Source organism: Rhizobacter sp. P5_A1 (assembly GCF_056400745.1).
The window spans coordinates 19,271-37,829 of record NZ_JBFUKR010000012.1; the positions used below are offsets into that span (position 1 = coordinate 19,271).

At 70.9% G+C, this 18,559-nt stretch carries 23 protein-coding genes; 8 read left to right on the plus strand and 15 right to left on the minus strand.

The window, feature by feature from the left end:
• Positions 1-10 precede the first annotated feature (10 nt).
• The 3 genes from AC1DTW_RS14710 to AC1DTW_RS14720 all read right to left on the minus strand — a co-directional run bounded on the left by AC1DTW_RS14710 (position 11) and on the right by AC1DTW_RS14720 (position 1,298).
• Positions 11-223, minus strand: a complete 213-nt coding sequence (locus tag AC1DTW_RS14710) for a hypothetical protein (RefSeq protein WP_477981950.1) — start codon at positions 221-223, stop codon at positions 11-13.
• Between the two features lie 152 nt (positions 224-375).
• Positions 376-924, minus strand: a complete 549-nt coding sequence (locus AC1DTW_RS14715; protein WP_477981951.1) for a methylated-DNA--[protein]-cysteine S-methyltransferase — start codon at positions 922-924, stop codon at positions 376-378.
• 35 nt (positions 925-959) lie between these two features.
• Positions 960-1,298, minus strand: a complete 339-nt coding sequence (locus tag AC1DTW_RS14720) for a hypothetical protein (RefSeq protein ID WP_477981952.1) — start codon at positions 1,296-1,298, stop codon at positions 960-962.
• Between the two features lie 20 nt (positions 1,299-1,318).
• On the opposite strand from AC1DTW_RS14720, the gene AC1DTW_RS14725 reads away from it, so the two are divergent.
• The 3 genes from AC1DTW_RS14725 to AC1DTW_RS14735 all read left to right on the plus strand — a co-directional run bounded on the left by AC1DTW_RS14725 (position 1,319) and on the right by AC1DTW_RS14735 (position 3,389).
• The gene (locus AC1DTW_RS14725) at positions 1,319-2,560 is read left to right on the plus strand and encodes a class I SAM-dependent methyltransferase (RefSeq protein ID WP_477981953.1); all 1,242 of its coding nucleotides are present in this window, start codon (positions 1,319-1,321) and stop codon (positions 2,558-2,560) included.
• 56 nt (positions 2,561-2,616) lie between these two features.
• Entirely contained in the window at positions 2,617-2,772 is a 156-nt protein-coding gene (locus tag AC1DTW_RS14730; RefSeq protein ID WP_477981954.1) for a DUF3096 domain-containing protein, read from the plus strand.
• Positions 2,773-2,867: 95 nt separating this feature from the next.
• The gene (locus AC1DTW_RS14735) at positions 2,868-3,389 is read left to right on the plus strand and encodes a glycine zipper 2TM domain-containing protein (protein ID WP_477981955.1); all 522 of its coding nucleotides are present in this window, start codon (positions 2,868-2,870) and stop codon (positions 3,387-3,389) included.
• Positions 3,390-3,410: 21 nt separating this feature from the next.
• Here the strand turns inward: AC1DTW_RS14735 and AC1DTW_RS14740 are convergent, their stop codons facing one another.
• The 10 genes from AC1DTW_RS14740 to AC1DTW_RS14785 all read right to left on the minus strand — a co-directional run bounded on the left by AC1DTW_RS14740 (position 3,411) and on the right by AC1DTW_RS14785 (position 11,604).
• On the minus strand, positions 3,411-3,902 hold the full coding sequence (locus AC1DTW_RS14740; protein WP_477981956.1) for a MaoC family dehydratase: 492 nt from the start codon (positions 3,900-3,902) through the stop codon (positions 3,411-3,413).
• On the minus strand, positions 3,899-4,873 hold the full coding sequence (gene lhpI, locus AC1DTW_RS14745; protein ID WP_477981957.1) for a bifunctional Delta(1)-pyrroline-2-carboxylate/Delta(1)-piperideine-2-carboxylate reductase: 975 nt from the start codon (positions 4,871-4,873) through the stop codon (positions 3,899-3,901). Before lhpI ends, AC1DTW_RS14740 begins: the two co-directional genes overlap by 4 nt.
• A gap of 5 nt (positions 4,874-4,878) precedes the next feature.
• A complete protein-coding gene (locus AC1DTW_RS14750; RefSeq protein ID WP_477981958.1) occupies positions 4,879-5,271 on the minus strand; it encodes a hypothetical protein in 393 nt (130 codons plus the stop codon).
• The gene (locus AC1DTW_RS14755; RefSeq protein WP_477981959.1) at positions 5,268-5,546 is read right to left on the minus strand and encodes a YkvA family protein; all 279 of its coding nucleotides are present in this window, start codon (positions 5,544-5,546) and stop codon (positions 5,268-5,270) included. Before AC1DTW_RS14755 ends, AC1DTW_RS14750 begins: the two co-directional genes overlap by 4 nt.
• A gap of 82 nt (positions 5,547-5,628) precedes the next feature.
• On the minus strand, positions 5,629-6,696 hold the full coding sequence (locus AC1DTW_RS14760) for an amino acid ABC transporter permease (RefSeq protein ID WP_477981960.1): 1,068 nt from the start codon (positions 6,694-6,696) through the stop codon (positions 5,629-5,631).
• Positions 6,693-7,853 carry an amino acid ABC transporter permease gene (locus AC1DTW_RS14765; protein WP_477981961.1) on the minus strand — a complete coding sequence of 387 codons (1,161 nt, stop codon included), beginning with the start codon at positions 7,851-7,853 and terminating at the stop codon, positions 6,693-6,695. Before AC1DTW_RS14765 ends, AC1DTW_RS14760 begins: the two co-directional genes overlap by 4 nt.
• Positions 7,854-7,944: 91 nt before the next feature.
• A complete protein-coding gene (locus tag AC1DTW_RS14770; protein WP_477981963.1) occupies positions 7,945-8,976 on the minus strand; it encodes an amino acid ABC transporter substrate-binding protein in 1,032 nt (343 codons plus the stop codon).
• 93 nt (positions 8,977-9,069) lie between these two features.
• Positions 9,070-9,873, minus strand: coding sequence for a metallophosphoesterase family protein (locus tag AC1DTW_RS14775; RefSeq protein ID WP_477981964.1), 804 nt, complete (start codon positions 9,871-9,873; stop codon positions 9,070-9,072).
• Positions 9,873-11,243: a DNA repair protein RadA gene (gene radA, locus AC1DTW_RS14780; protein WP_477981965.1), complete on the minus strand. Its 1,371-nt coding sequence runs from the start codon at positions 11,241-11,243 to the stop codon at positions 9,873-9,875. The genes AC1DTW_RS14775 and radA overlap by 1 nt, the downstream gene beginning before the upstream one ends.
• Before the next feature lie 34 nt (positions 11,244-11,277).
• Positions 11,278-11,604, minus strand: a complete 327-nt coding sequence (locus AC1DTW_RS14785) for a DUF2917 domain-containing protein (protein ID WP_477981966.1) — start codon at positions 11,602-11,604, stop codon at positions 11,278-11,280.
• 197 nt (positions 11,605-11,801) lie between these two features.
• On the opposite strand from AC1DTW_RS14785, the gene AC1DTW_RS14790 reads away from it, so the two are divergent.
• Together AC1DTW_RS14790 and AC1DTW_RS14795 are read left to right on the plus strand one after the other, a co-directional pair.
• Positions 11,802-12,191 (plus strand): RidA family protein, encoded by a 390-nt coding sequence (locus AC1DTW_RS14790; protein ID WP_477981967.1) that lies wholly within the window; start codon positions 11,802-11,804, stop codon positions 12,189-12,191.
• A 6-nt stretch (positions 12,192-12,197) separates the two neighbouring features.
• Positions 12,198-13,682, plus strand: a complete 1,485-nt coding sequence (locus AC1DTW_RS14795; protein ID WP_477981968.1) for an aminotransferase-like domain-containing protein — start codon at positions 12,198-12,200, stop codon at positions 13,680-13,682.
• Here the strand turns inward: AC1DTW_RS14795 and AC1DTW_RS14800 are convergent.
• Positions 13,643-14,674, minus strand: coding sequence for a class I fructose-bisphosphate aldolase (locus AC1DTW_RS14800; RefSeq protein WP_477981969.1), 1,032 nt, complete (start codon positions 14,672-14,674; stop codon positions 13,643-13,645). The two genes, AC1DTW_RS14795 and AC1DTW_RS14800, sit on opposite strands and share 40 nt — an antisense overlap.
• A gap of 5 nt (positions 14,675-14,679) precedes the next feature.
• Positions 14,680-14,886 carry a dodecin gene (locus AC1DTW_RS14805; protein ID WP_477981970.1) on the minus strand — a complete coding sequence of 69 codons (207 nt, stop codon included), beginning with the start codon at positions 14,884-14,886 and terminating at the stop codon, positions 14,680-14,682.
• A gap of 132 nt (positions 14,887-15,018) precedes the next feature.
• Here AC1DTW_RS14805 and AC1DTW_RS14810 point away from each other — a divergent pair, with 132 nt between their 5' ends.
• From AC1DTW_RS14810 to AC1DTW_RS14820, 3 genes are read left to right on the plus strand one after another with little or no spacing between them, the layout of a single operon-like run.
• The gene (locus tag AC1DTW_RS14810) at positions 15,019-16,281 is read left to right on the plus strand and encodes a thiamine pyrophosphate-dependent enzyme (RefSeq protein WP_477981971.1); all 1,263 of its coding nucleotides are present in this window, start codon (positions 15,019-15,021) and stop codon (positions 16,279-16,281) included.
• Between the two features lie 11 nt (positions 16,282-16,292).
• Positions 16,293-17,297: an alpha-ketoacid dehydrogenase subunit beta gene (locus tag AC1DTW_RS14815; RefSeq protein WP_477982104.1), complete on the plus strand. Its 1,005-nt coding sequence runs from the start codon at positions 16,293-16,295 to the stop codon at positions 17,295-17,297.
• Complete coding sequence (locus AC1DTW_RS14820; RefSeq protein WP_477981972.1) at positions 17,297-18,553, plus strand: dihydrolipoamide acetyltransferase family protein; 1,257 nt, start codon at positions 17,297-17,299, stop codon at positions 18,551-18,553. The genes AC1DTW_RS14815 and AC1DTW_RS14820 overlap by 1 nt, the downstream gene beginning before the upstream one ends.
• Positions 18,554-18,559 lie beyond the last annotated feature (6 nt).

Sequence of the window (18,559 nt, forward strand, 5' to 3'; positions counted from 1 at the left end):
CGCAGGCGGGCTACTTCGCGGCGCCCGAAGCCGCCGAGCCGGCCGCCTTGGCGTGGCCCTTGTGGTGCTTCATGTGCTTGCCGGACGACGACGCCGCGGAAGCCGGCGCCGCGGCTTCGGCCGCTGGCTTCTTCGCGGCCGGTGCCGACGCGGCCGGCGCTTGCGCGAACGAGCTCGCGGCGAAGATCGACAACAGCGCGGCAGTGGCAAGAATCTTGTTCATGGGGAGGGTGCTTTCGTTGACAGACGAGCGTCGTGTGCCCGCTCTGGAGCGAGCCGGCGGCATTCGCCTGGCTTGCGACTCCAACGCCGGGTTCGCCGCTGCGGTTTACGTGACGAATCGCAACGCTGCCGCGCCGGCGCTCGCCCAGCCTGTCAGGCGTCGAACAGGCCCGGCGCGCCGCCGAGCGGCGCGCCTTCGATCTCGAGCAGCCGCAGTTTCGTGCGCGTGCCGCCCGGCGCCGAGAAGCCGCCCGCCTTGCTGCCGGCCGCGAGCACGCGGTGGCAGGGCACGATGATCGGGAACGGGTTCGCGCCCAGCGCCTGGCCGACCGCGCGCGCGAGTTGCGCCGCGCCGAGTTCGAGCGCGAGTTCGCCGTAGCTGCGGGTCGCGCCCGGCGGGATCGCGCGCGCGAGCGCGTAGACGCGCTGGTGGAACGCCGGCACGTCGCGCATGTCGAGCGCGATGTCGGCCAGGTCGTCGTCGGAGCCGCCCTGCAGCAGCGCCCGGACGCGATCGATCACCTGCGCCACGGCGGGCGGCGGTGCCTGCTCGCGCGCATCGCGAAAACGCCGCTGCAGGTGCGCGCGCGTGGCCGCGGCGCTGGCCCCGGGCAGCGAGCAGCCGAGCAACCCATGCTCGCCCCAGACCAGCGCGCAGGCGCCGATCGGCGTGTCGAACAGCGTGAAGCCGGTGTTGTTCATCGCCGCAATGATCGCAGGCCCGCCGCGTCGTTGCATCAACCCTGCCAGACCCCATAGCCCGCCTCGCGCAGCGCGATGCCGAGTTCGACCTCCATCTCGCAGGCGCCGTGATAGGGCATCGGGTTGTAGACCGCGTAGAGCTGCGGCAGCAGCCGCACGCCGTAGTCGCGCACATAGCGGTTCGACTGGATGCCGGCCTTGTGGCGGTCGAAGCGCAGGTCCGGGTCGAGCCCGGTCATGCCGACATAGACGAAGGGCTTGCCGAGCACGTGATCCGGGTTCGCCTTGCGGAAGCCGGACGAGTTCCAGACCGCGTCGGACAGCTCGACGACGTAGACGCTGTAGTGGTGCTTGCGGGAGCGGCGCGTTGCCATGGGTCTCTACACTAGCAGCCATGACCGAGGAAGACCCCATCAACGCGTTCATCGCGCGCTTCGAAGCTGCGCTGGCCGATGCCTCGTTCGCGAAACTCGTGCTCGCGAAGCCGCGCTTGGCCGGCGCCGATCTGCTGCGCGTGTCGGTGCGGCCGCGCTTGGCCGGCGCCGATCTGCTGCGCGTGTCGGTGCGGCCGGTGCTGCTGAGGGGCGAAGCGCAGCTGTCGTTCGTGCACACGCACAAGACGCGCGACATCACGAAGAACGCGCGCTTCGCCGACAGCGTGCGGCAGGTCCGCGAGCTGCTCGACACGACGTTCAAGCACGCGCACCTGTTCACCGCCGACGAAGAGATCCAGCTGCTGATCAGCAAGAAGGGCAAGCCGACGCTGCTGCGCGGTCACGCGGGCCCCATGGCCGCTGCGCCGGCCGCGCACGACCGCGAGAAGCACCGCTTCCTCGATCTCGACCGCGCGTTCCTGACCGAGCTCGGCGTGACCGATGCGCAGCACCGGCTCGTGCCGGCGATGGCGCGCAAGTGGAAGCAGATCAACAAGTTCGTCGAGGTGCTGGACCACGCGCTCGACGCGACGCCGCTGAAGAACGCGGCCCGGCTCGACGTGGTCGATTTCGGCAGCGGCAAGGGCTACCTGACCTTCGCGCTGCACGATTACCTGTGCCACACGCTGGGCCTGCCGGCGCAGGTCGCGGGCGTCGAGCTGCGGCCCGACATGGTGACGCTTTGCAACGGCGCGGCGACACGCCTGGGCCTGGCGGGATTGCGCTTCGAGCAGGGCGACGTGCGCAGCGTCGTGCCCGAAGCGATCGACATCATGATCGCGCTGCACGCCTGCGACACCGCGACCGACTTCGCGATCCACACCGGCGTTTGCGCCGGCGCGCAGGTCATCATGTGCTCGCCGTGCTGCCACAAGGAGCTGCGCCCGCAGCTGCTGCAGCCCCACCCGCTGCGGCCGATCCTGAAGCACGGCGTGCACCTGGGCCAGCAGGCCGAGATGCTGACCGACTCGCTGCGCGCGCTGCTGCTCGACGCCTGCGGTTACGACACGCAGGTGTTCGAGTTCGTTTCTCTCGAGCACACGAACAAGAACAAGATGATCCTCGCGGTGAAGCGCGCCGATGCGAAGCCTGCACCCGAGGCCTGGCAGCAGGTCGACACGCTCAAGGCCTTCTACGGCATCCGCGACCAGTGCCTCGAGACGCTGCTGCGCGCGGACCGCGGCGCGCTGGCGCCGGCGTGATCGACGGCACCGCGCGGCACTCTGTTGAACCAACCTTCCTCCACGAAGACTTTCCGATGAACATCCACCTGAGCCTGACCCCGCTGATTTCGCTGCTCGCCGGCGTGCTGATCCTGATCATGCCGAAGTTGCTGAACGTCATCGTCGCGGTCTACCTGATCGCGATCGGCCTGATCGGCCTGTTCGGCGGCGGCGCGCTGCACCTGCGCTGAAAACCCGTCGCGCCGTCAGCGTGTCGGCTGCGTCCGACACGAAATGGCGCCGTTGTCAGGTGGATCGGCGCCCGTGCGGCGGCGATGATCCAAGCATGAGACAGCGCTTTCTGGTTGCATTGGCGTTCGGCGCGAGTGCGCTCGGCTCGGGTGCATGGGCCATCCCGGTGCCGCGCACCGATCAGCCGCCCGCGGCCGTGGCCCCCGACGACGCGGTCGCGCTGCCGCGCGCGCCCGCGCCAGCCGCCGTGCACCCTGCGCCGGCAGCGCGCGCGATCGCCAGCCATCGCGTCGGGCGGGTCGAGCGGATCGAACCGATCCGCGAGCGGCCACCGGGAACCGGCAAGGGCGCAGTCATCGGCGGCGTGCTCGGCGGGGTCGTCGGCAACCAGTTCGGCCATGGCGGCGGCCGTGCCGCGATGACGGTGCTCGGCGCCGCTGGCGGCGCGGTGGCCGGCAACAACGTCGAGCGCAACATCAACAAGCGGGTGGTCGGCTACCGGGTCACGGTGCGGCTCGACAACGGCCGCTGGCGGACCTACGAAGAGTCGCGCCTGAACGGCCTGCGCGTCGGCGACCGGGTGCGGATCGACGGCCGCCAGTTGCGCCGCGCTTGAGCAGGCCAGCGCGGCGGCCGGTCAGCTGCCCGCCGGTTCGCGGCGGCCGAACATGCCCCAGCCCTGCATCGTCAGCACGAGTTCGCGCTGCTGGTTCAGCACCTCCCACTTCGACAGCACCAGGCCGACCTTCGGCCGGCTCGCCATCGGCCGGGATTCGAGCGTCGTGAGTCGCACGCTGAGCGTGTCGCCGGCGAACACCGGCTGGGTCCAGCGCAGGCTGTCGATGCCGGGCGAACCGAGGCTGCTGGATTCGAGCAGGTAGTCGTCGCACATCATCCGCATCGCCATCGCGCAGGTGTGCCAGCCGCTCGCCGAGAGCTTGCCGAACAGCGAGGCCTCGGCGGCCGCGTCGTCGAGGTGAAAGGGCTGCGGGTCGAACTGCGCGGCGAACGCGAGCATCGCGTCGCGGGTCACGGCACAGGCCCCGAACTCGCGCACGTTGCCGACCGGAAAGTCTTCCCAGTACCAGCGGATTGTGCGGGGCTTCGGTGCGGCAGCGAGTTCGGTCACGGTGCGGTGTCGGGTGGCTTCGGACGAGCCGACGATGGTAGCGATTCGCGCTGCACCGCGTCGAACACCAGCTCGGCCGCCGCGAGGTCTTCGAGTGCGGTGCCGACGGCCTTGAACACGGTGTGCTCGGCCGCGTTGCGTCGTCCCGGCCGCGCGCCGGCGCACAGCTCGGCGAGCGTGCCCTGCAGTTGCGCGGCATCGAACGCGCCTTCGGCGATCGCGCCGAGCAGGTCGCCCGATTTCGCCAGCGCCTCGGCGCTGTCGACGAACACGCGGCTGTGCGCGAAGCAGGCTGCATCGGCCTCGCGCATCTGCGGCGTGAAGCTGCCGATCAGGTCGAGGTGCGCGCCCGGGCGCAGCCATTTGCCGCGGATCAGCGCGGCGCTCGACAGGGTCGCACAGCTGACGATGTCGGCCGCGGCGACGCCCTGCGCGAGGTCGTCGGTTGCGCTGGCATCGAAGCCGTCCGCACGCAGCGCGGTGGCCAGCGCCTGCGCCGATTCCGGCCGGTGGTTCCAGACCCGCACCGCGTCGATCGGCCGGACCGCGCGCATCGCCTCGGCCAGCAGCGCGGCGACGCGGCCGCTGCCGACGATCAGCAGCCGGCGGGCATCGGCCCGTGCGAGGAACGACGCGGCCAGCGCCGAGGCCGCCGCGGTGCGGCGCGAGGTGATCTCGTTGCCGTCGAGCTGGGCGAGCGGCACGCCGGTTTCGGCATCGAACAGCAGGTAGGTCGAATGCAGCCCCGGCAGGCCGCGCGCGCCGTTGCCGGGGAAGATCGTGACGGTCTTGACGCCGAGCCGCGCGCCGACGCGCCAGGCCGGCATCAGCAGGATCGTTCCGGCGTCGCCGATGCGGTGCGTGCCGCGCTGCGGCACCTCGCAGCCGGCGACGAACATCGCGCGCAGTGCGGCGACCAGCGGGGCGAAGCCGAGGTGTCGGCGCGTCGTCGCGGCGTCGATCAGCTGCATCGCCGTCAGCCCGGTGCAGCCTCGGCCGGGCGGTTCAGGGTCCAGCTCGCGCAGCGGCCATTCGCGTCGAGCACGATGCGAACCTCGGTGCCAGACTCGTCGGCCCAGGCCCAGGTCTCGGGCGCCTCGGCGACGCGCCGGCCGAGGCTCTTCGTCAGCGTGACGATCTGCAGCATCGGCAGCCCGACGCGCAGCTTGGCATGCAGCATCACCGCGCTCGGCACGTGGCCGACCGGTGCATCGGAGGCATTGCGCATCACGCGCAGCGAGCGGCTGAACTGGATCAGCAACCAAAACACGATCACGCTGAACGCGAGCGCCAGCCCCGGCCAGCCGTAGCCGAACCAGCCGGCGACGACCGCGGCGCCGGCCAGCGCCCAACCGATCCAGGGATTCATGCGGCCCGCGGCCCGGCCCCGATGTCGGCGCGCAGCCGCGCCGGCAGCCGGTTCAGCAGGAAGCGGATCGCCAGCGGCACCAGCACGACGTCGTCGAGCACGCCGATGACCGGGATCACGTCGGGGATCAGGTCGACCGGCGACAGCACGTACAGCACGACGCCGAGCGTGCCGAGCTTGAGCCAGCCGGGCGATTGCGGGTGGCGCAGCGCACGCCACAGCAGGCGCGCATCGCCCTTCACGAGCGACCAGAGCACCGAGATGCGCTTGAACATGATGCTGACCTCCGAATCGATGCCGCGACCGGCGTGGCATTCCAACGTGCGGGCGCGCGGCCCGATGACAAGGGCGATGGTGTCAATGCGCGACCTTCAGCCGCCGCTCCAGCCACAGGCTGTAGCGCGACATCGCGAAGCAGGCGCCGAAGTAGACGGCCGCGACGAACAGATAGCCTTCGACGAAGAAGTCGCGCCACTGCGGGTCGCCGAGCGCCAGACGCAGCGAGCCGGTCAGGTCGTACATCGAGACGACGGTGACGAGCGAGGTGTCCATGAAGGCCGACAGCAGGCTGTTGACGAAGGCCGGGATCACCGCGACCAGCGCCTGCGGCAGGATCACGTAGCGCTGCACCTGCGCGTAGGTCAGCCCGATCGAACGTGCCGCGTCGTGCTGCGCGCGCGGCACGCTTTGCAGCCCGCCGCGCACGGCCTCGGCCATGTAGGCCGCCTGGAACAGCACGAGGCCGATCGCGACACGCCAGAACGGGTCGATGCGCCAGCCGGCCGGCAGGATCAGCGGGAACACGAAGGTCGCGACGAACAGCACCGTGATCAGCGGCACGCCGCGCACCAGCTCGATGTAGGCCGTGGCGAGCGTGCGCAGCAGCAGCATCGACGAGCGTCGCGCGAGCGCGAGCGCGACACCGATCGGTGCCGACGCGGCGACGCCGATCAGCGTCAGGATCACCGTCAGCGGCAGCCCGCCCCAACGATCGGAGCCGACCGGCGCGAGGCCGAACACGCCGCCCGCGAGCAGCGCGAAGAACAGCGCGAACGCGAGCGCCCAGCCGGCCGACAGCCAACGCGCATGCGCCCAGCTGCGCGGCCACGCGGTCACGAGCAGCATCGCGACGATCGCGAAGGTCGCGAGCGCGGGGCGCCACTGGTCCGCATACGGATAGCGGCCGAACAGGATCAGCCGCCACTTCTCGGCGACGAAGCCCCAGCACGCGCCGCGGTGCGCGAGCGCCTTGCAGGCCGTGAGGTCGGGTGCTGCGACCGCACGCGCGACACCCCAGCCGAGCGCGATCCACAGTGCCCAGGCCAGCAGCGCGAGCGCCGCGAGCGTGACCGCGCTCGCGAACGGGCTGAAGAACCAGCGCGCACGGATGCGCTCGGCGAGACGGGCCGCGGGCGGTGCGTTCATCGCGGCGCGCGCGTCACGTGCGCGTTGACCGTGTTCATGATCGCGGCGATCACGAGGTTCAGCGCCAGGTAGACCGCCATGATGATCACGATGACCTCGAGCGCCTGCCCGTTCTGGTTGATCGAGGTGTTCGCGATCGAGACCAGGTCGGGATAGCCGATGACGACCGCGAGCGACGAGTTCTTCACCAGGTTCATGTACTGGCTCGCCAGCGGCGGGATCGCCAGCCGCAGCGCCTGCGGAAAGATCACCGCGCCCATCGCCTGGCCGTGCGTCAGGCCGAGCGCGAGGGCCGCATGGCTCTGCCCGATCGGCACCGCGAGCGCGCCGGCGCGCACCAGCTCGGCGATCGCGCTCGACGTGAACAGCGACAGGCCCAGCCACAGCGCGAGGAACTCCGGCGTCAGCGACGCGCCGCCGCTGATCAGGAAGCCTTCGCGCAGCGGGTGCGACCAGCCGCCCAGCGTGCCGCACGCGAGCCACGCGAGCAGCGCCGCGAGCGCACCGGCACCCAAGGCGACGAGCCCCGCGCCGATCGTCAGCCAGCGCCGCGCCGCGAGCCACGCGGCGGCGTCAGCGAGCACGAACGCCGCCGCGGCGACGCCGAGCGCGAGCCAGCCCTGCTCGGGCACCGCGATCTGCAGCCCCTCCTTCGACAGCAGCGCGGCGCCGTCGATGGCCCAGGCCTCGGAGGCCTCGGGCAAGTACTCGGTGACGAACAGGTAGATCGCGAGCAGCTGGATCAGCAGCGGCACGTTGCGGAAGACCTCGACGTACGCGCCGCCGAGCCGCACCGGCAGCGGGTGCCGCGCCAGCCGCATCAGCCCGACGGCGACGCCGAGCAGGCTCGCGAGCACGATGCCGGCGAACGCGACGCGCAGCGTGTTCGCCATCCCGACGCCGAACGCGCGCAGGTAGCTGTCGCGCGCCGAATATTCGAACAGCAGCTCGCCGATGTTGAAGCCGGCCGGGTCGGTCAGGAACCCGAAGCCGGACTTGATCTGCCGCGCCGCGAGGTTCGCGCCGACGTTGTGCGCGAAGCCGAAGGCCAGCGCGACGAGCAACAACAGAAGCGCACCCTGCAGCAGCCACTCGTGCCGCCGGCGCGCGCGTTCGCGCGCGCGCCAGGCTTCGTCGCCTATTGGAGAGACCTTCAATCGGGGCGCGGGCCGAGCGCCGGGCCGCCCCAAGCCGGCCCGCATACCCTCGGGGGATCGACCGATGTACTCATCGGGCGAGGGGCTGTCATCAGCGGATCGGCGCGGCGTACATCAGGCCGCCCTTGTTCCACAGGTTGTTCGCGCCGCGCGGCAGGTGCAGCGGCGAGTTCGGGCCGAGGTTGGCCTCGAAGCTCTCGCCGTAGTTGCCGACCTGCTTGACGATGCGGTAGGCCCAGTCCTTGTCGAGGCCGAGCAGCTTGCCGGTGTCTTCGGAGACGCCGAGGAAGCGCAGCACCGCCGGGTCCTTGCTGCTGCTCTTCTGCGCATCGACGTTGGCGCGGGTCAGGCCGTTTTCCTCGGCCTCGAGCGCGGCGAACAGCGTCCAGCGCACGATCTGGAACCAGTCGTCGTCGCCGCGGCGCACCGACGGCCCGAGCGGCTCCTTCGAGATCACGTAGGGCAGGATCACGTAGTCGTCGGCATTCGGCGCCATCGTGCGCGCGCCGGCCAGGTCGCTCATGTCGGTCGAGTAGACCTGGCAGCGGCCCGAGAAGAACGCGCTGCGCATCGCCTCGGCGGTGTCGAACACGACCGGCTTGTACTTCATGCCATTCGCGGCGTAGTGATCGGCGAGGTTCTTCTCGCTCGTCGTGCCGGCCTGCACGCAGACGGTCGCACCGTTGAGCTTCTTGACGCTGTCGATCTTCAGCTTCTTCGGCACCATGTAGCCCTGGCCGTCGAAGTAGTTGATGCCGGCGAAGACGACGCCGAGCGAGGCGTCGCGCGTCAGCGTCCAGGTGCTGTTGCGGCTCAGCACGTCGACCTCGCCGGCCTGCAGCGACGCGAAGCGCTGCTGCGAGTTCAGCGGCACGTACTTGACCTTGCTGGCGTCGCCGAGCACCGCGGCCGCGACCGAGCGGCAGAAGTCGACATCGATGCCGCTCCACTTGCCCTGGCTGTCGGCGGCCGAGAAGCCGGGTGACGACGTGTTGACGCCACAGATCAGCTGGCTGCGCGCCTTGACCGCGTCGAGCGTCTTGCCGGCGTGTGCCGAAGTGGCCAGCGTGAGGCCGGCGGCGGCCAGTGCGGCCGGGATCATGAACTTCAGCGACGATGACATGTTGCGCATCTCCAGGGTGACTGTCGTGTGGGCAGGGGCCTGCGCAGTGTAGTCAGCGCTCCCCGGCCGTGCCACCGCGGAACTACCCGCGCGTCAACCGGCGCGAGCGCCTTCGAGCAGCCCGACGAAGCCGGTGCGCAGCGTGTGCGCCCAGTCGGGACGCTGCTCGCGCTCGGCGCGCTGCGCCGCCGCTTCCCAGTCGTAGGCGACGGCGCGGAGCTGCACGCTCCAGCCGGCCGAGCCGCGCTCGAGCAGCGCATAGCGCGCATGCGGCGCGCGGTTCTCGATCACGTGCGGATGGCCGTGGTCGTCGTCGAATCCCGGCAGACCGACGCTGCCCGGGTTCACGATCAGGCGCCCGTCGGCCAGCCGCAGCAGGCGCGGCACATGGGTGTGCCCGCACAGGATCAGGCCGTGCACGACACCCTGCAGCGCCGGGCCGGCGCGCTCGGTCGCCTCGGCCAATGTCGCGGCCCGCACGCCGTTCGCGCCCAGACCAAGACCGGCGAAGCCGGGCACGACGGTCTCGAGGAAGTACTGCAGGTCGCTGGTCGGCGTGCCGTGGCAGCAGAAGACCTCATCACTGAGCGCGAGCGTCGGCGGCAGGCGCGCGAGCCACGCGCGCTGCGCGGGCAGCAGCTCGGCGTCGGTGTGCGCATCGGAGGCGCTCATCCGTTCGCGGGCCTGCGTCAGCAGCTGACGCTCGTGGTTGCCGGCGATCGTCGGCAGCTGCAGCGGCATCAGCCGGTCGGCGGTGGCCGCGGCCCACAGCGGGCCGGAGAGGATGTCACCGAGGTTGACGATGCCATCGACGTGCGCGGTGGCGATGTCCGCGAGCACCGCGTCGAGCGCGGGCAGGTTGCCGTGGATATCGGAAATCGCGGCGAATCGTTTCATCACAGCCCTCGTATCAGATCGATCGCCTGCTCGATGCGTTCGACCGCGTGGATCGTCAGGCCCTCGATCGCCTTCTTCGGTGCATTCGCCTTCGGTACGACCGCGACCGAGAAGCCGAGTTTCGCGGCCTCTTTCAGCCGCTCCTGGCCGCGCGGCGCCGGGCGCACCTCGCCGGCGAGGCCGACTTCGCCGAACGCGATGAAGCCGCGCGGGAGCGCCTTGCCGCGCAGGCTGCTCTGGATCGCGAGCATCACCGCGAGGTCGGCCGCCGGCTCGCTGATGCGCACGCCGCCGACCGCGTTGACGAACACGTCCTGGTCCGACGCGCTGACGCCGGCATGGCGGTGCAGCACCGCGAGCATCATCGCGAGCCGGTCGCGCTCGATGCCGACCGACAGGCGTCGCGGCGACGGCCCGCCCGAATCGACCAGCGCCTGGATCTCGACCAGCAGCGGCCGCGTGCCTTCGAGCGTGACCAGCACGCACGAACCCGCGACCGGGTCGCCATGCGTCGACAGGAAGATCGCGCTCGGGTTCGCGACGCCCTTCAGCCCCTTCTCGGTCATCGCGAACACGCCGATCTCGTTGACCGCGCCGAAGCGGTTCTTGATCGCGCGCACGAGCCGGAAGCTCGAGTGCGTGTCGCCCTCGAAGTACAGCACGGTGTCGACGATGTGCTCGAGCACGCGCGGGCCGGCGAGCGCGCCTTCCTTCGTGACGTGGCCGACGAGGATGATCGTCGTGCCGCTGCTCTTCGCGATGCGCGTCAACTGCGCCGCGCACTCGCGCACCTGCGCAACCGAGCCGGGCGCCGAGCTGAGCTGATCGCTGTACACGGTCTGGATCGAATCGATCACGCAGACCGCGGGCTGCTCGTGCGCGAGCGTCGCGGCGATCTTCTCGAGCTGGATCTCGGCCAGCACGCGGACCTGCGAACCATCGAGCCCGAGGCGGCGCGAGCGCAGCGCGACCTGCGCGCCGCTCTCCTCGCCGGTCACGTACAGCGTCTTCATGCTGCGCGCGAGTTCGTCGAGCGCCTGCAGCAGCAGCGTCGACTTGCCGATGCCGGGGTCACCGCCGATCAGCACGACGCCGCCGGCGACGATGCCGCCGCCGAGCACACGGTCGAGTTCGTCGATGCCGGTCGGCTGGCGGTCGACATCGCTGGCCTCGATCTGCGACAGCGTTGCGACCGGCTGGCTCGCGATCAGCCCGCGCGCGCCGGTGTGGTTGTAGCGGTTCTTCGGCGTCGCCTCTTCGACCGACTCGACCAGCGTGTTCCAGGCTTCGCAGCTCGGGCACTTGCCCAGCCACTTGGCCGACGTGCCGCCGCACTCGGTGCAGATGTAGATCGACTTTTCCTTGGCCATGAACCAATTGTCATGGCAAGCGCGGCGCGCTCGATCAGACCGAGCACGCGCCCGGCGGCAGCGCCGCGCCGCGGGTCGGGCGCGGCGTGCGCAGGCGCTGCCACAAGCCCTTCAGGCTGAAGCCGGTACCGGCCTCGAAGCGCAGCGAGACCTCGTCCTTCTCCGCCCCGATGAGCGCGCGCGCGCCGGGCCGCAACAGCAGCGTCTGCCCGGGCTGCAGGAAGTGGTCTTGCATGTCGTGCGCCTGCGTGACCCAGGCCGAGCCGGCGAGCACGCGCAGGCGCACGCCGGACTGGCGCGGCCAGGCGAGCAGCCGGCCGGTTTCGAGCCGCAGGGTGACGGGTGGGCGCAGGCGCAGCATGGGGGTCTCCGGTCGTGGGTTGGATGCGGCCAGTGTTCCGCAACGGCGGCGCGCAAGCTACGTTCAGTGCCGAAGCAATTGCACCGGCACAGTGGTGACGATCGTGCGCTGTGCTGGTCACAAGCGGACGCTTCTGTATCTGTCACGGCCGCGGTGCGCGCCCGACAATCCGCTGTCGCGACCCCCTGGAAGCCCCGATGACCCGTCAGCTGATCAGTTCCGGTTCCACCTTCGAAGCCGAGATTGGCTACTCGCGCGCAGTCGTCGACGGTGACTGGGTCTTCGTCTCGGGCACGACCGGCTTCGACTACACCGCGATGACGATCGCCGACGACCTGGTCGAGCAGACCGAGCAGTGCATGAAGAACATCGAGGCGGCCTTGGCGCAGGCGAACGCGCGCATCGACGACGTGGTGCGCGTGAACTACGTGCTGCCGCCCGGCAACGACTTCAGCCGCTGCTGGCCGACACTGCGCCGCTGGTTCGGCGAGGTGCGGCCGGCGGCGATGATGATCGCAGCCGGCCTGGCCGACCCCCGCATGCGGATCGAGATCGAAGTGACCGCGCGCCGGCGCGGCGCGGGCTGAGCCGGCATGGACACCGCACTGACCCCCGGTTTCCCGCTCTACCACCGCATCGCCGGCGAACTCGAACGCGCGATCGCCGAGGGCAGCCTGCGCACCGGCGACCGGTTGCCTTCGGTGCGGCAGCTGTGCCAGCAGCACGGCATCAGCGTGTCGACCGCGACGCTCGCGTACCGCTGGCTCGAGAACCGCGCGCTGGTCGAGGCGCGGCCGAAGTCGGGCTACTTCGTCGCACGCCAGCAGGCGCCGCTGCCCGAGCCCGAGCTCGACACGCGGATGAGCAGCGCCGGCTTCGTGACGCCGGACGACGTGACCCGCGAGTTCCTGCTCGGCGCCGACGATGCGCTCGCCGCGCCTTCGTTCCGCTGCGTGCCGGCGCGTTCGCTGCTGCCGGAGGCGAAGCTGCGCCATCTCGCGGCGCGCATCAACCGGCTGCACCCGGAGTACGCGTCGCAGTACGAGATGCTCGGCAGCACCGCGCTGCGCAAGGAGATCGCGCGCCGCAGCGTCAACGCCGGCTTGCGGCTGCGGCCCGAGAACATCGTGATCACGAACGGCGGCACCGAGGCGCTGCTGATCGCGCTGCGCGCCGCGGCCAAGCCCGGCGACACGATCGCACTCGAATCGCCGACCTACTGGATGCTGCTCGAGATCGTGCGTTCGCTCGGCATGCGCTCGCTCGAGATCCCGACGCACCCGCGCGACGGCCTGTCGGTCGAGGCGCTCGACCTCGCGACGCGCGAGGCGGGCGCGATCGCCGCGTGCGTCGTGATCCCGAACTTCCACAACCCGCTCGGCTGCCTGATGCCGACCGAGAACAAGCGGCGGCTGGTCGCGCTCGCGGCGCAGCGCGGCTTCACGCTGATCGAGACCGACATCTACGGCGAGACCCACTTCGGCGACGAGCGCCCGCCGGCGCTGAAGAGCTTCGACACCGCCGACGACGTGATCCTGTGTTCGGCGTTCACGAAGACGCTGGCCCCGGGCTACCGCGTCGGCTGGATCGCGCCGGGCCGCCACTTCGCGGCGGTGCAGTCGCTGAAGTTCCACACCTCGTGCGCCGGCGCGCAGCTGCAGCAGGAGGTGATCGCCGAGTTCATGCACGACGGCGGCTACGACCACCACATGCGCAAGCTGCGCGCCGCGACGCGCGCGCAATGCGAGCGCATGATCGACGCGGTGACGCGCTACTTTCCGGAAGGCTGCCGGCTGAGCCGGCCGCAGGGCGGCTTCATGCTGTGGATCGAGCTGCCGAAGTCGGTGAGCTCGCGCAAGGTGTTCGAGATCGGCCGGCGCGAGCACATCGGGCTGGTGCCCGGCGCGACCTTCAGCTGCAGCGACCGCTTCGATCACTTCATCCGCATCCACTACGCCGAGCCTTGGTCGCCGCGAATCGATGCGAGCCTGAAGCGGCTCGGTGAAATCGTCGCGACGCTCGCCGCGGCGCGAGCGCCTCAGGTCTTGTCGGGCGCGGCCTCCATCGCGGCGTCATAGCGGCCGCCGCGCGCCGCGCTGTTCAGCCGCGCACGCCGGAGCAGCGCGGCCTGCGCGACCCGCCGGTTCGCGGCCTGTCCGCGCCACGCGTCCAGCACCGGCTCCTGCAGCGCGCGGCCGTACGAAAAGCTCAGCGGCCACGGCTGTGGCCCGCAGCGGTTCAGCGCCGCCAGGTTCGCGCTGGCCTCGACGGGTGTCTGCCCGCCGGAGAGAAAGAAGATACCGGCGACGGCCGCCGGCACGCTGCGGCGCAGCACCGCGAGCGTCGCGCGCGCGACCGCGTCGGGCGATGCCGGCGGCCCATGCTCCTTGCCCGGCAGCACCATGCTCGGCTTGAGCAGCATCAGTTCGGGTTCGACGCGGTGCCGGCGCAGTGCCGCGAAGACCTCGTGCCAGACCGCCTCGCTGACCTCGGCGCAGCGGGAGATGTCGTGCGCGCCGTCCATCAGCACCTCGGGTTCGACGATCGGCACGACACCCTGCGCCTGGCAGATCGCGGCATAGCGCGCGAGCGCCTCGGCGTTGGCCTGCATCGCGAGCGGGCTCGGCCGCTGCGGGTCGACGTTGTAGACCGCGCGCCATTTCGCGAAGCGCGCGCCCTGCTGCCGGTAGCCCTCGAGACGCAGCGCGAGACCGTCGAGCCCTTGCGTGATCTCGTCGCCGGGTGCGTGCGCGAGCGCGATCTTGCCGGCATCGACCTTGATGCCCGGCACGATGCCGAGCTCCGCGGCGAGCTGCGGCAGGGGCGTGCCGGCATCGTCGCGCTGGCCGAGCGTCTCTTCGAACAGGATCACGCCGCTGATGTATTCGCCCAGGCCCGGCGTGCCCAACAACAGGCTGCGCCAGGCGCGCCGGCTCTCGTCGGTCGACTCGACGCCGATCGTCTTGAAGCGCTTCGCGATCGTCGCGCCGCTCTCGTCGGCGGCGAGCAGGCCCTTCGCGCCAGCGGTCAGCGCGCGGACGGTCGCCGCCAGTTCGCTGCGCGTGTCCACCTCGGCTACTCCAGCGTGAAGCCGACCTTCAGCGTGACCTGCCAGTGCGCGACCTTGCCGGCTTCGACGTGGCCGCGCGTTTCGGTGATCGTGAACCAGTGGATGTTGCGCACGCTCTGGTTCGCCTTCGCGATCGCGTTCTGGACCGCGTCCTCGATGCTCGTGGTCGACGAGCCCGCGAGTTCCAGCAGCTTGTAGACGTGGTTGCTCATGATCGGTCTCCGTGGCGGGGGCTTGTAGTTTCCAGCTTAGGCGCTGCGCGGCAGCACCGCAATCTCCCGCTGGCAGAGCGGGCCGGTACGCGCTACGCTGATCCGCGCGCCGCCAGGCGCTGAAGGACCGTGATGGCGTCGCAACAACAGCAACAACGGCAACAACACCTTCGCTTGCATGTGCCCGAGCCGAGCGGGCGGCCGGGTCAGCACACCGACTTCTCGTACCTGCACCTGTCCGAGGCCGGCGCGGTGCGGCGCCCGGCGATCGACGTGCCGGCTGCCGACACCGGGGACCTCGCGACCGCGCTGGTGCGCGTGCTCGCCGACGACGGCCGCGCGCTCGGGCCCTGGGCCCCCCAGCTCGAGCCGGCGGTGCTGGTGCACGGCCTGCGCGCGATGCTCAAGACGCGCATCTTCGACGCCCGCATGCTGATCGCGCAGCGCCAGAAGAAGATGTCGTTCTACATGCAGAGCCTCGGCGAAGAGGCGATTGCCTGCGCCCACGCGCTGGCGCTGAACGACGGCGACATGTGCTTCCCGACCTACCGCCAGCAGGGCCTGCTGCTCGCGCGCGACGACGTGCCGCTGGTGCCGCTGATCTGCCAGCTGCTGAGCAACGAGCGCGACCCGCTGAAGGGCCGCCAGCTGCCGGTGATGTACTCGATGAAGCGCGCCGGCTTCTTCTCGATCAGCGGCAACCTCGCGACCCAGTTCATCCAGGCGGTGGGCTGGGCAATGGCGTCGGCGATCAAGGGCGACACGAAGATCGCGTCGGCCTGGATCGGCGACGGCGCGACCGCCGAGGCCGACTTCCACACCGCGCTGACCTTCGCGCACGTGTACCGCGCGCCGGTGATCCTGAACGTCGTCAACAACCAGTGGGCGATCTCGACCTTCCAGGCAATCGCCGGCGGCGAGGGCACGACCTTCGCGGGCCGCGGCGTCGGCTGCGGCATCGCGTCGCTGCGCGTCGACGGCAACGACTTCCTGGCCGTGTATGCGGCCTCGCAATGGGCCGCCGAGCGCGCGCGCAGCAACCTCGGGCCGACGCTGATCGAGTGGGTGAGCTACCGCGCCGGCCCGCACTCGACCTCGGACGATCCGTCGAAGTACCGCCCGGCCGACGATGCCGCGCGCTTCCCGCTCGGCGATCCCGTAGCGCGGCTGAAGACGCACCTGATCGCGCTCGGCGCGTGGTCCGACGCGCAGCACGCGGCGCTGCAGTCGGAGCTCGAAAAGGAGATCGGCGCGGCGCAGAAGGAGGCCGAGGCTTTCGGCACGCTCGCCGACGGCCATGCGCCGCCGCTCGAATCGATGTTCGAGGACGTCTATCGCGAGATGCCGGCGCACCTGCATACCCAGCTCGACCAACTCCGCCAGGCCGAGAGCTGAGCATGGCCTCGATGACGATGATCCAGGCGCTGCGCTCCGCGATGGACGTGATGCTCGAACGCGATCCGAACGTCGTCGTGTTCGGCCAGGACGTCGGCTACTTCGGCGGCGTGTTCCGCTGCACCGAAGGGCTGCAGGCGAAGTACGGCCGCGCGCGCGTGTTTGACACGCCGATCTCCGAGGGCGGCATCGTCGGGGCGGCGGTCGGCATGGGCGCGTACGGGCTGCGCCCGGTCGCCGAGATCCAGTTCGCCGACTACTTCTACCCGGCCTCGGACCAGATCGTCTCCGAGGCGGCGCGGCTGCGCTACCGCTCGGTCGGCGACTTCAGCGCGCCGATCACGATCCGCATGCCCTGCGGCGGCGGCATCTATGGCGGCCAGACGCACAGCCAGAGCCCGGAGGCGCTGTTCACGCACGTCTGCGGGCTGCGCACCGTGATGCCGTCGAACCCGTACGACGCGAAGGGCCTGCTGATCGCGGCGATCGAGTGCGACGACCCGGTGATCTTTCTCGAGCCGAAGCGCCTGTACAACGGGCCGTTCGACGGCCATCACGACCGGCCCGTCGTGTCGTGGACCGGCCATGCGCGCGCGGAGGTGCCCGAGGGCCACTACCGCGTGCCGCTCGAATCGGCGTCGGTGTTCCGCGCCGGCGCCGCGCTGACGGTGCTGACGTACGGCACGATGGTCTTCGTCAGCGCGGCCGCCGCAAACGAGACCGGCATCGACGCCGAGATCATCGACCTGCGCAGCCTGTGGCCGCTCGACCTCGCGGCGATCGTCGAGTCGGTCAGGAAGACGGGGCGCTGCGTGATCGTGCACGAGGCGACGCGCACCAGCGGCTTCGGTGCCGAACTCGCCGCGCTCGTGCAGGAGCATTGCTTCTATCACCTCGAAGCGCCGATCGAGCGCGTGACCGGTTGGGACACGCCCTACCCGCACGCGCTCGAGTGGGCCTACTTTCCCGGCCCGGCGCGCGTCGGCGCCGCGCTGCTGCGCGCGATGGAGGCGTGATGAGCGCGCACGTGATCAAGATGCCCGACATCGGCGAAGGCATCGCCGAGGTCGAGCTCGTCGCGTGGCGCGTGCAGCCGGGCGATGCGGTGGTCGAAGACCAGATCCTCGCCGACGTGATGACCGACAAGGCGACGGTCGAGATCCCGTCGCCGGTCGTCGGCACGGTGCTCGCACTCGGCGGCGAGGTCGGCCAGGTGCTGGCGGTCGGCGCGGAGCTGATTCGGATCGAGGTCGCGGGGCAGGGTGCGGCCGTGGCGGCGCCGGCGCCGCCACCGTTGCCGGTCGTGCGAGCGGCGGCCCCGGCACCGACGCCGCGCATCGCCGTGTCGACCCCATCCATACCGGCCACTCCGACGGCCATAGTCGATCGTCCGATCGCGTCGCCGGCGCTGCGGCGGCGGGCCTGGGAGCTCGGCATCGACCTGCACCGCGTCACCGGCAGCGGCCCGGGCGGCCGCATCATGAACGCCGATCTGGACGCGCACGCGGCGCGCGGCACGCCGGGTGCGGTTGGCGTGCCGCGAAGCGCCGGCTCTCCCGTGTCGCCGGCAGCGCGCGCCGACGAGCCGCTGCGCATCACCGGGCTGCGCCGCAAGATCGCGCAGAAGATGCAGGAGTCGAAACGTCGCATCCCGCACTTCACCTACGTCGAAGAGATCGACGTGACCGAGCTCGAGGCGCTGCGCGCGCGCCTGAACGCGCTGCATGGCGCCGCCCGCGGCCGCCTGACCCTGCTGCCGCTGCTGGCGCGCGCGATCGTGCTGGGCTGCCGCGAGTTCCCGCAGATCAACGCGCGCTTCGACGACGAAGCTGGCGTCGTCACGCGCGTCGCCGCGGTGCATCTGGGCATCGCGACGCAGACCGATGCCGGGTTGATGGTGCCGGTGCTGCGCGACGCCGACACGCGCGACCTGTGGGGCAACGCGGCCGAGATCGCGCGCCTCGCCGAGGCCGCGCGCTCGGGCAAGGCGCTGCGCGACGAACTCAGCGGCTCGACGATCACGCTGACCAGCCTGGGTGCGCTCGGCGGCATCGTCTCGACGCCGGTGATCAACCACCCCGAGGTCGCGATCGTCGGCGTCAACCGCATCGTCACGCGGCCGGTGATCCGCGACGGCGCGATCGTCGCGCGCCAGATGATGAACCTGTCGTCGTCGTTCGATCACCGTGTCGTCGACGGGATGCACGCCGCGCAGTTCGTGCAGGCGCTGCGCGGGCTGCTCGAGTGTCCCGCGCTGCTGTTCGTCGAGTGAGCCGAG

What these genes read in the sequence shown, in the direction of transcription:
- AC1DTW_RS14710 (WP_477981950.1), bottom strand. Translation starts at nt 223, where the DNA reads ATGAACAAGATTCTTGCCACTGCCGCGCTGTTGTCGATCTTCGCCGCG.
- AC1DTW_RS14715 (WP_477981951.1), bottom strand. Translation starts at nt 924, where the DNA reads ATGAACAACACCGGCTTCACGCTGTTCGACACGCCGATCGGCGCCTGC.
- AC1DTW_RS14720 (WP_477981952.1), bottom strand. Translation starts at nt 1,298, where the DNA reads ATGGCAACGCGCCGCTCCCGCAAGCACCACTACAGCGTCTACGTCGTC.
- AC1DTW_RS14725 (WP_477981953.1), top strand. Translation starts at nt 1,319, where the DNA reads ATGACCGAGGAAGACCCCATCAACGCGTTCATCGCGCGCTTCGAAGCT.
- AC1DTW_RS14730 (WP_477981954.1), top strand. Translation starts at nt 2,617, where the DNA reads ATGAACATCCACCTGAGCCTGACCCCGCTGATTTCGCTGCTCGCCGGC.
- AC1DTW_RS14735 (WP_477981955.1), top strand. Translation starts at nt 2,868, where the DNA reads ATGAGACAGCGCTTTCTGGTTGCATTGGCGTTCGGCGCGAGTGCGCTC.
- lhpI (WP_477981957.1), bottom strand. Translation starts at nt 4,873, where the DNA reads ATGCAGCTGATCGACGCCGCGACGACGCGCCGACACCTCGGCTTCGCC.
- AC1DTW_RS14750 (WP_477981958.1), bottom strand. Translation starts at nt 5,271, where the DNA reads ATGAATCCCTGGATCGGTTGGGCGCTGGCCGGCGCCGCGGTCGTCGCC.
- AC1DTW_RS14755 (WP_477981959.1), bottom strand. Translation starts at nt 5,546, where the DNA reads ATGTTCAAGCGCATCTCGGTGCTCTGGTCGCTCGTGAAGGGCGATGCG.
- AC1DTW_RS14760 (WP_477981960.1), bottom strand. Translation starts at nt 6,696, where the DNA reads ATGAACGCACCGCCCGCGGCCCGTCTCGCCGAGCGCATCCGTGCGCGC.
- AC1DTW_RS14770 (WP_477981963.1), bottom strand. Translation starts at nt 8,976, where the DNA reads ATGTCATCGTCGCTGAAGTTCATGATCCCGGCCGCACTGGCCGCCGCC.
- AC1DTW_RS14775 (WP_477981964.1), bottom strand. Translation starts at nt 9,873, where the DNA reads ATGAAACGATTCGCCGCGATTTCCGATATCCACGGCAACCTGCCCGCG.
- radA (WP_477981965.1), bottom strand. Translation starts at nt 11,243, where the DNA reads ATGGCCAAGGAAAAGTCGATCTACATCTGCACCGAGTGCGGCGGCACG.
- AC1DTW_RS14785 (WP_477981966.1), bottom strand. Translation starts at nt 11,604, where the DNA reads ATGCTGCGCCTGCGCCCACCCGTCACCCTGCGGCTCGAAACCGGCCGG.
- AC1DTW_RS14790 (WP_477981967.1), top strand. Translation starts at nt 11,802, where the DNA reads ATGACCCGTCAGCTGATCAGTTCCGGTTCCACCTTCGAAGCCGAGATT.
- AC1DTW_RS14795 (WP_477981968.1), top strand. Translation starts at nt 12,198, where the DNA reads ATGGACACCGCACTGACCCCCGGTTTCCCGCTCTACCACCGCATCGCC.
- AC1DTW_RS14805 (WP_477981970.1), bottom strand. Translation starts at nt 14,886, where the DNA reads ATGAGCAACCACGTCTACAAGCTGCTGGAACTCGCGGGCTCGTCGACC.
- AC1DTW_RS14810 (WP_477981971.1), top strand. Translation starts at nt 15,019, where the DNA reads ATGGCGTCGCAACAACAGCAACAACGGCAACAACACCTTCGCTTGCAT.
- AC1DTW_RS14815 (WP_477982104.1), top strand. Translation starts at nt 16,293, where the DNA reads ATGACGATGATCCAGGCGCTGCGCTCCGCGATGGACGTGATGCTCGAA.
- AC1DTW_RS14820 (WP_477981972.1), top strand. Translation starts at nt 17,297, where the DNA reads ATGAGCGCGCACGTGATCAAGATGCCCGACATCGGCGAAGGCATCGCC.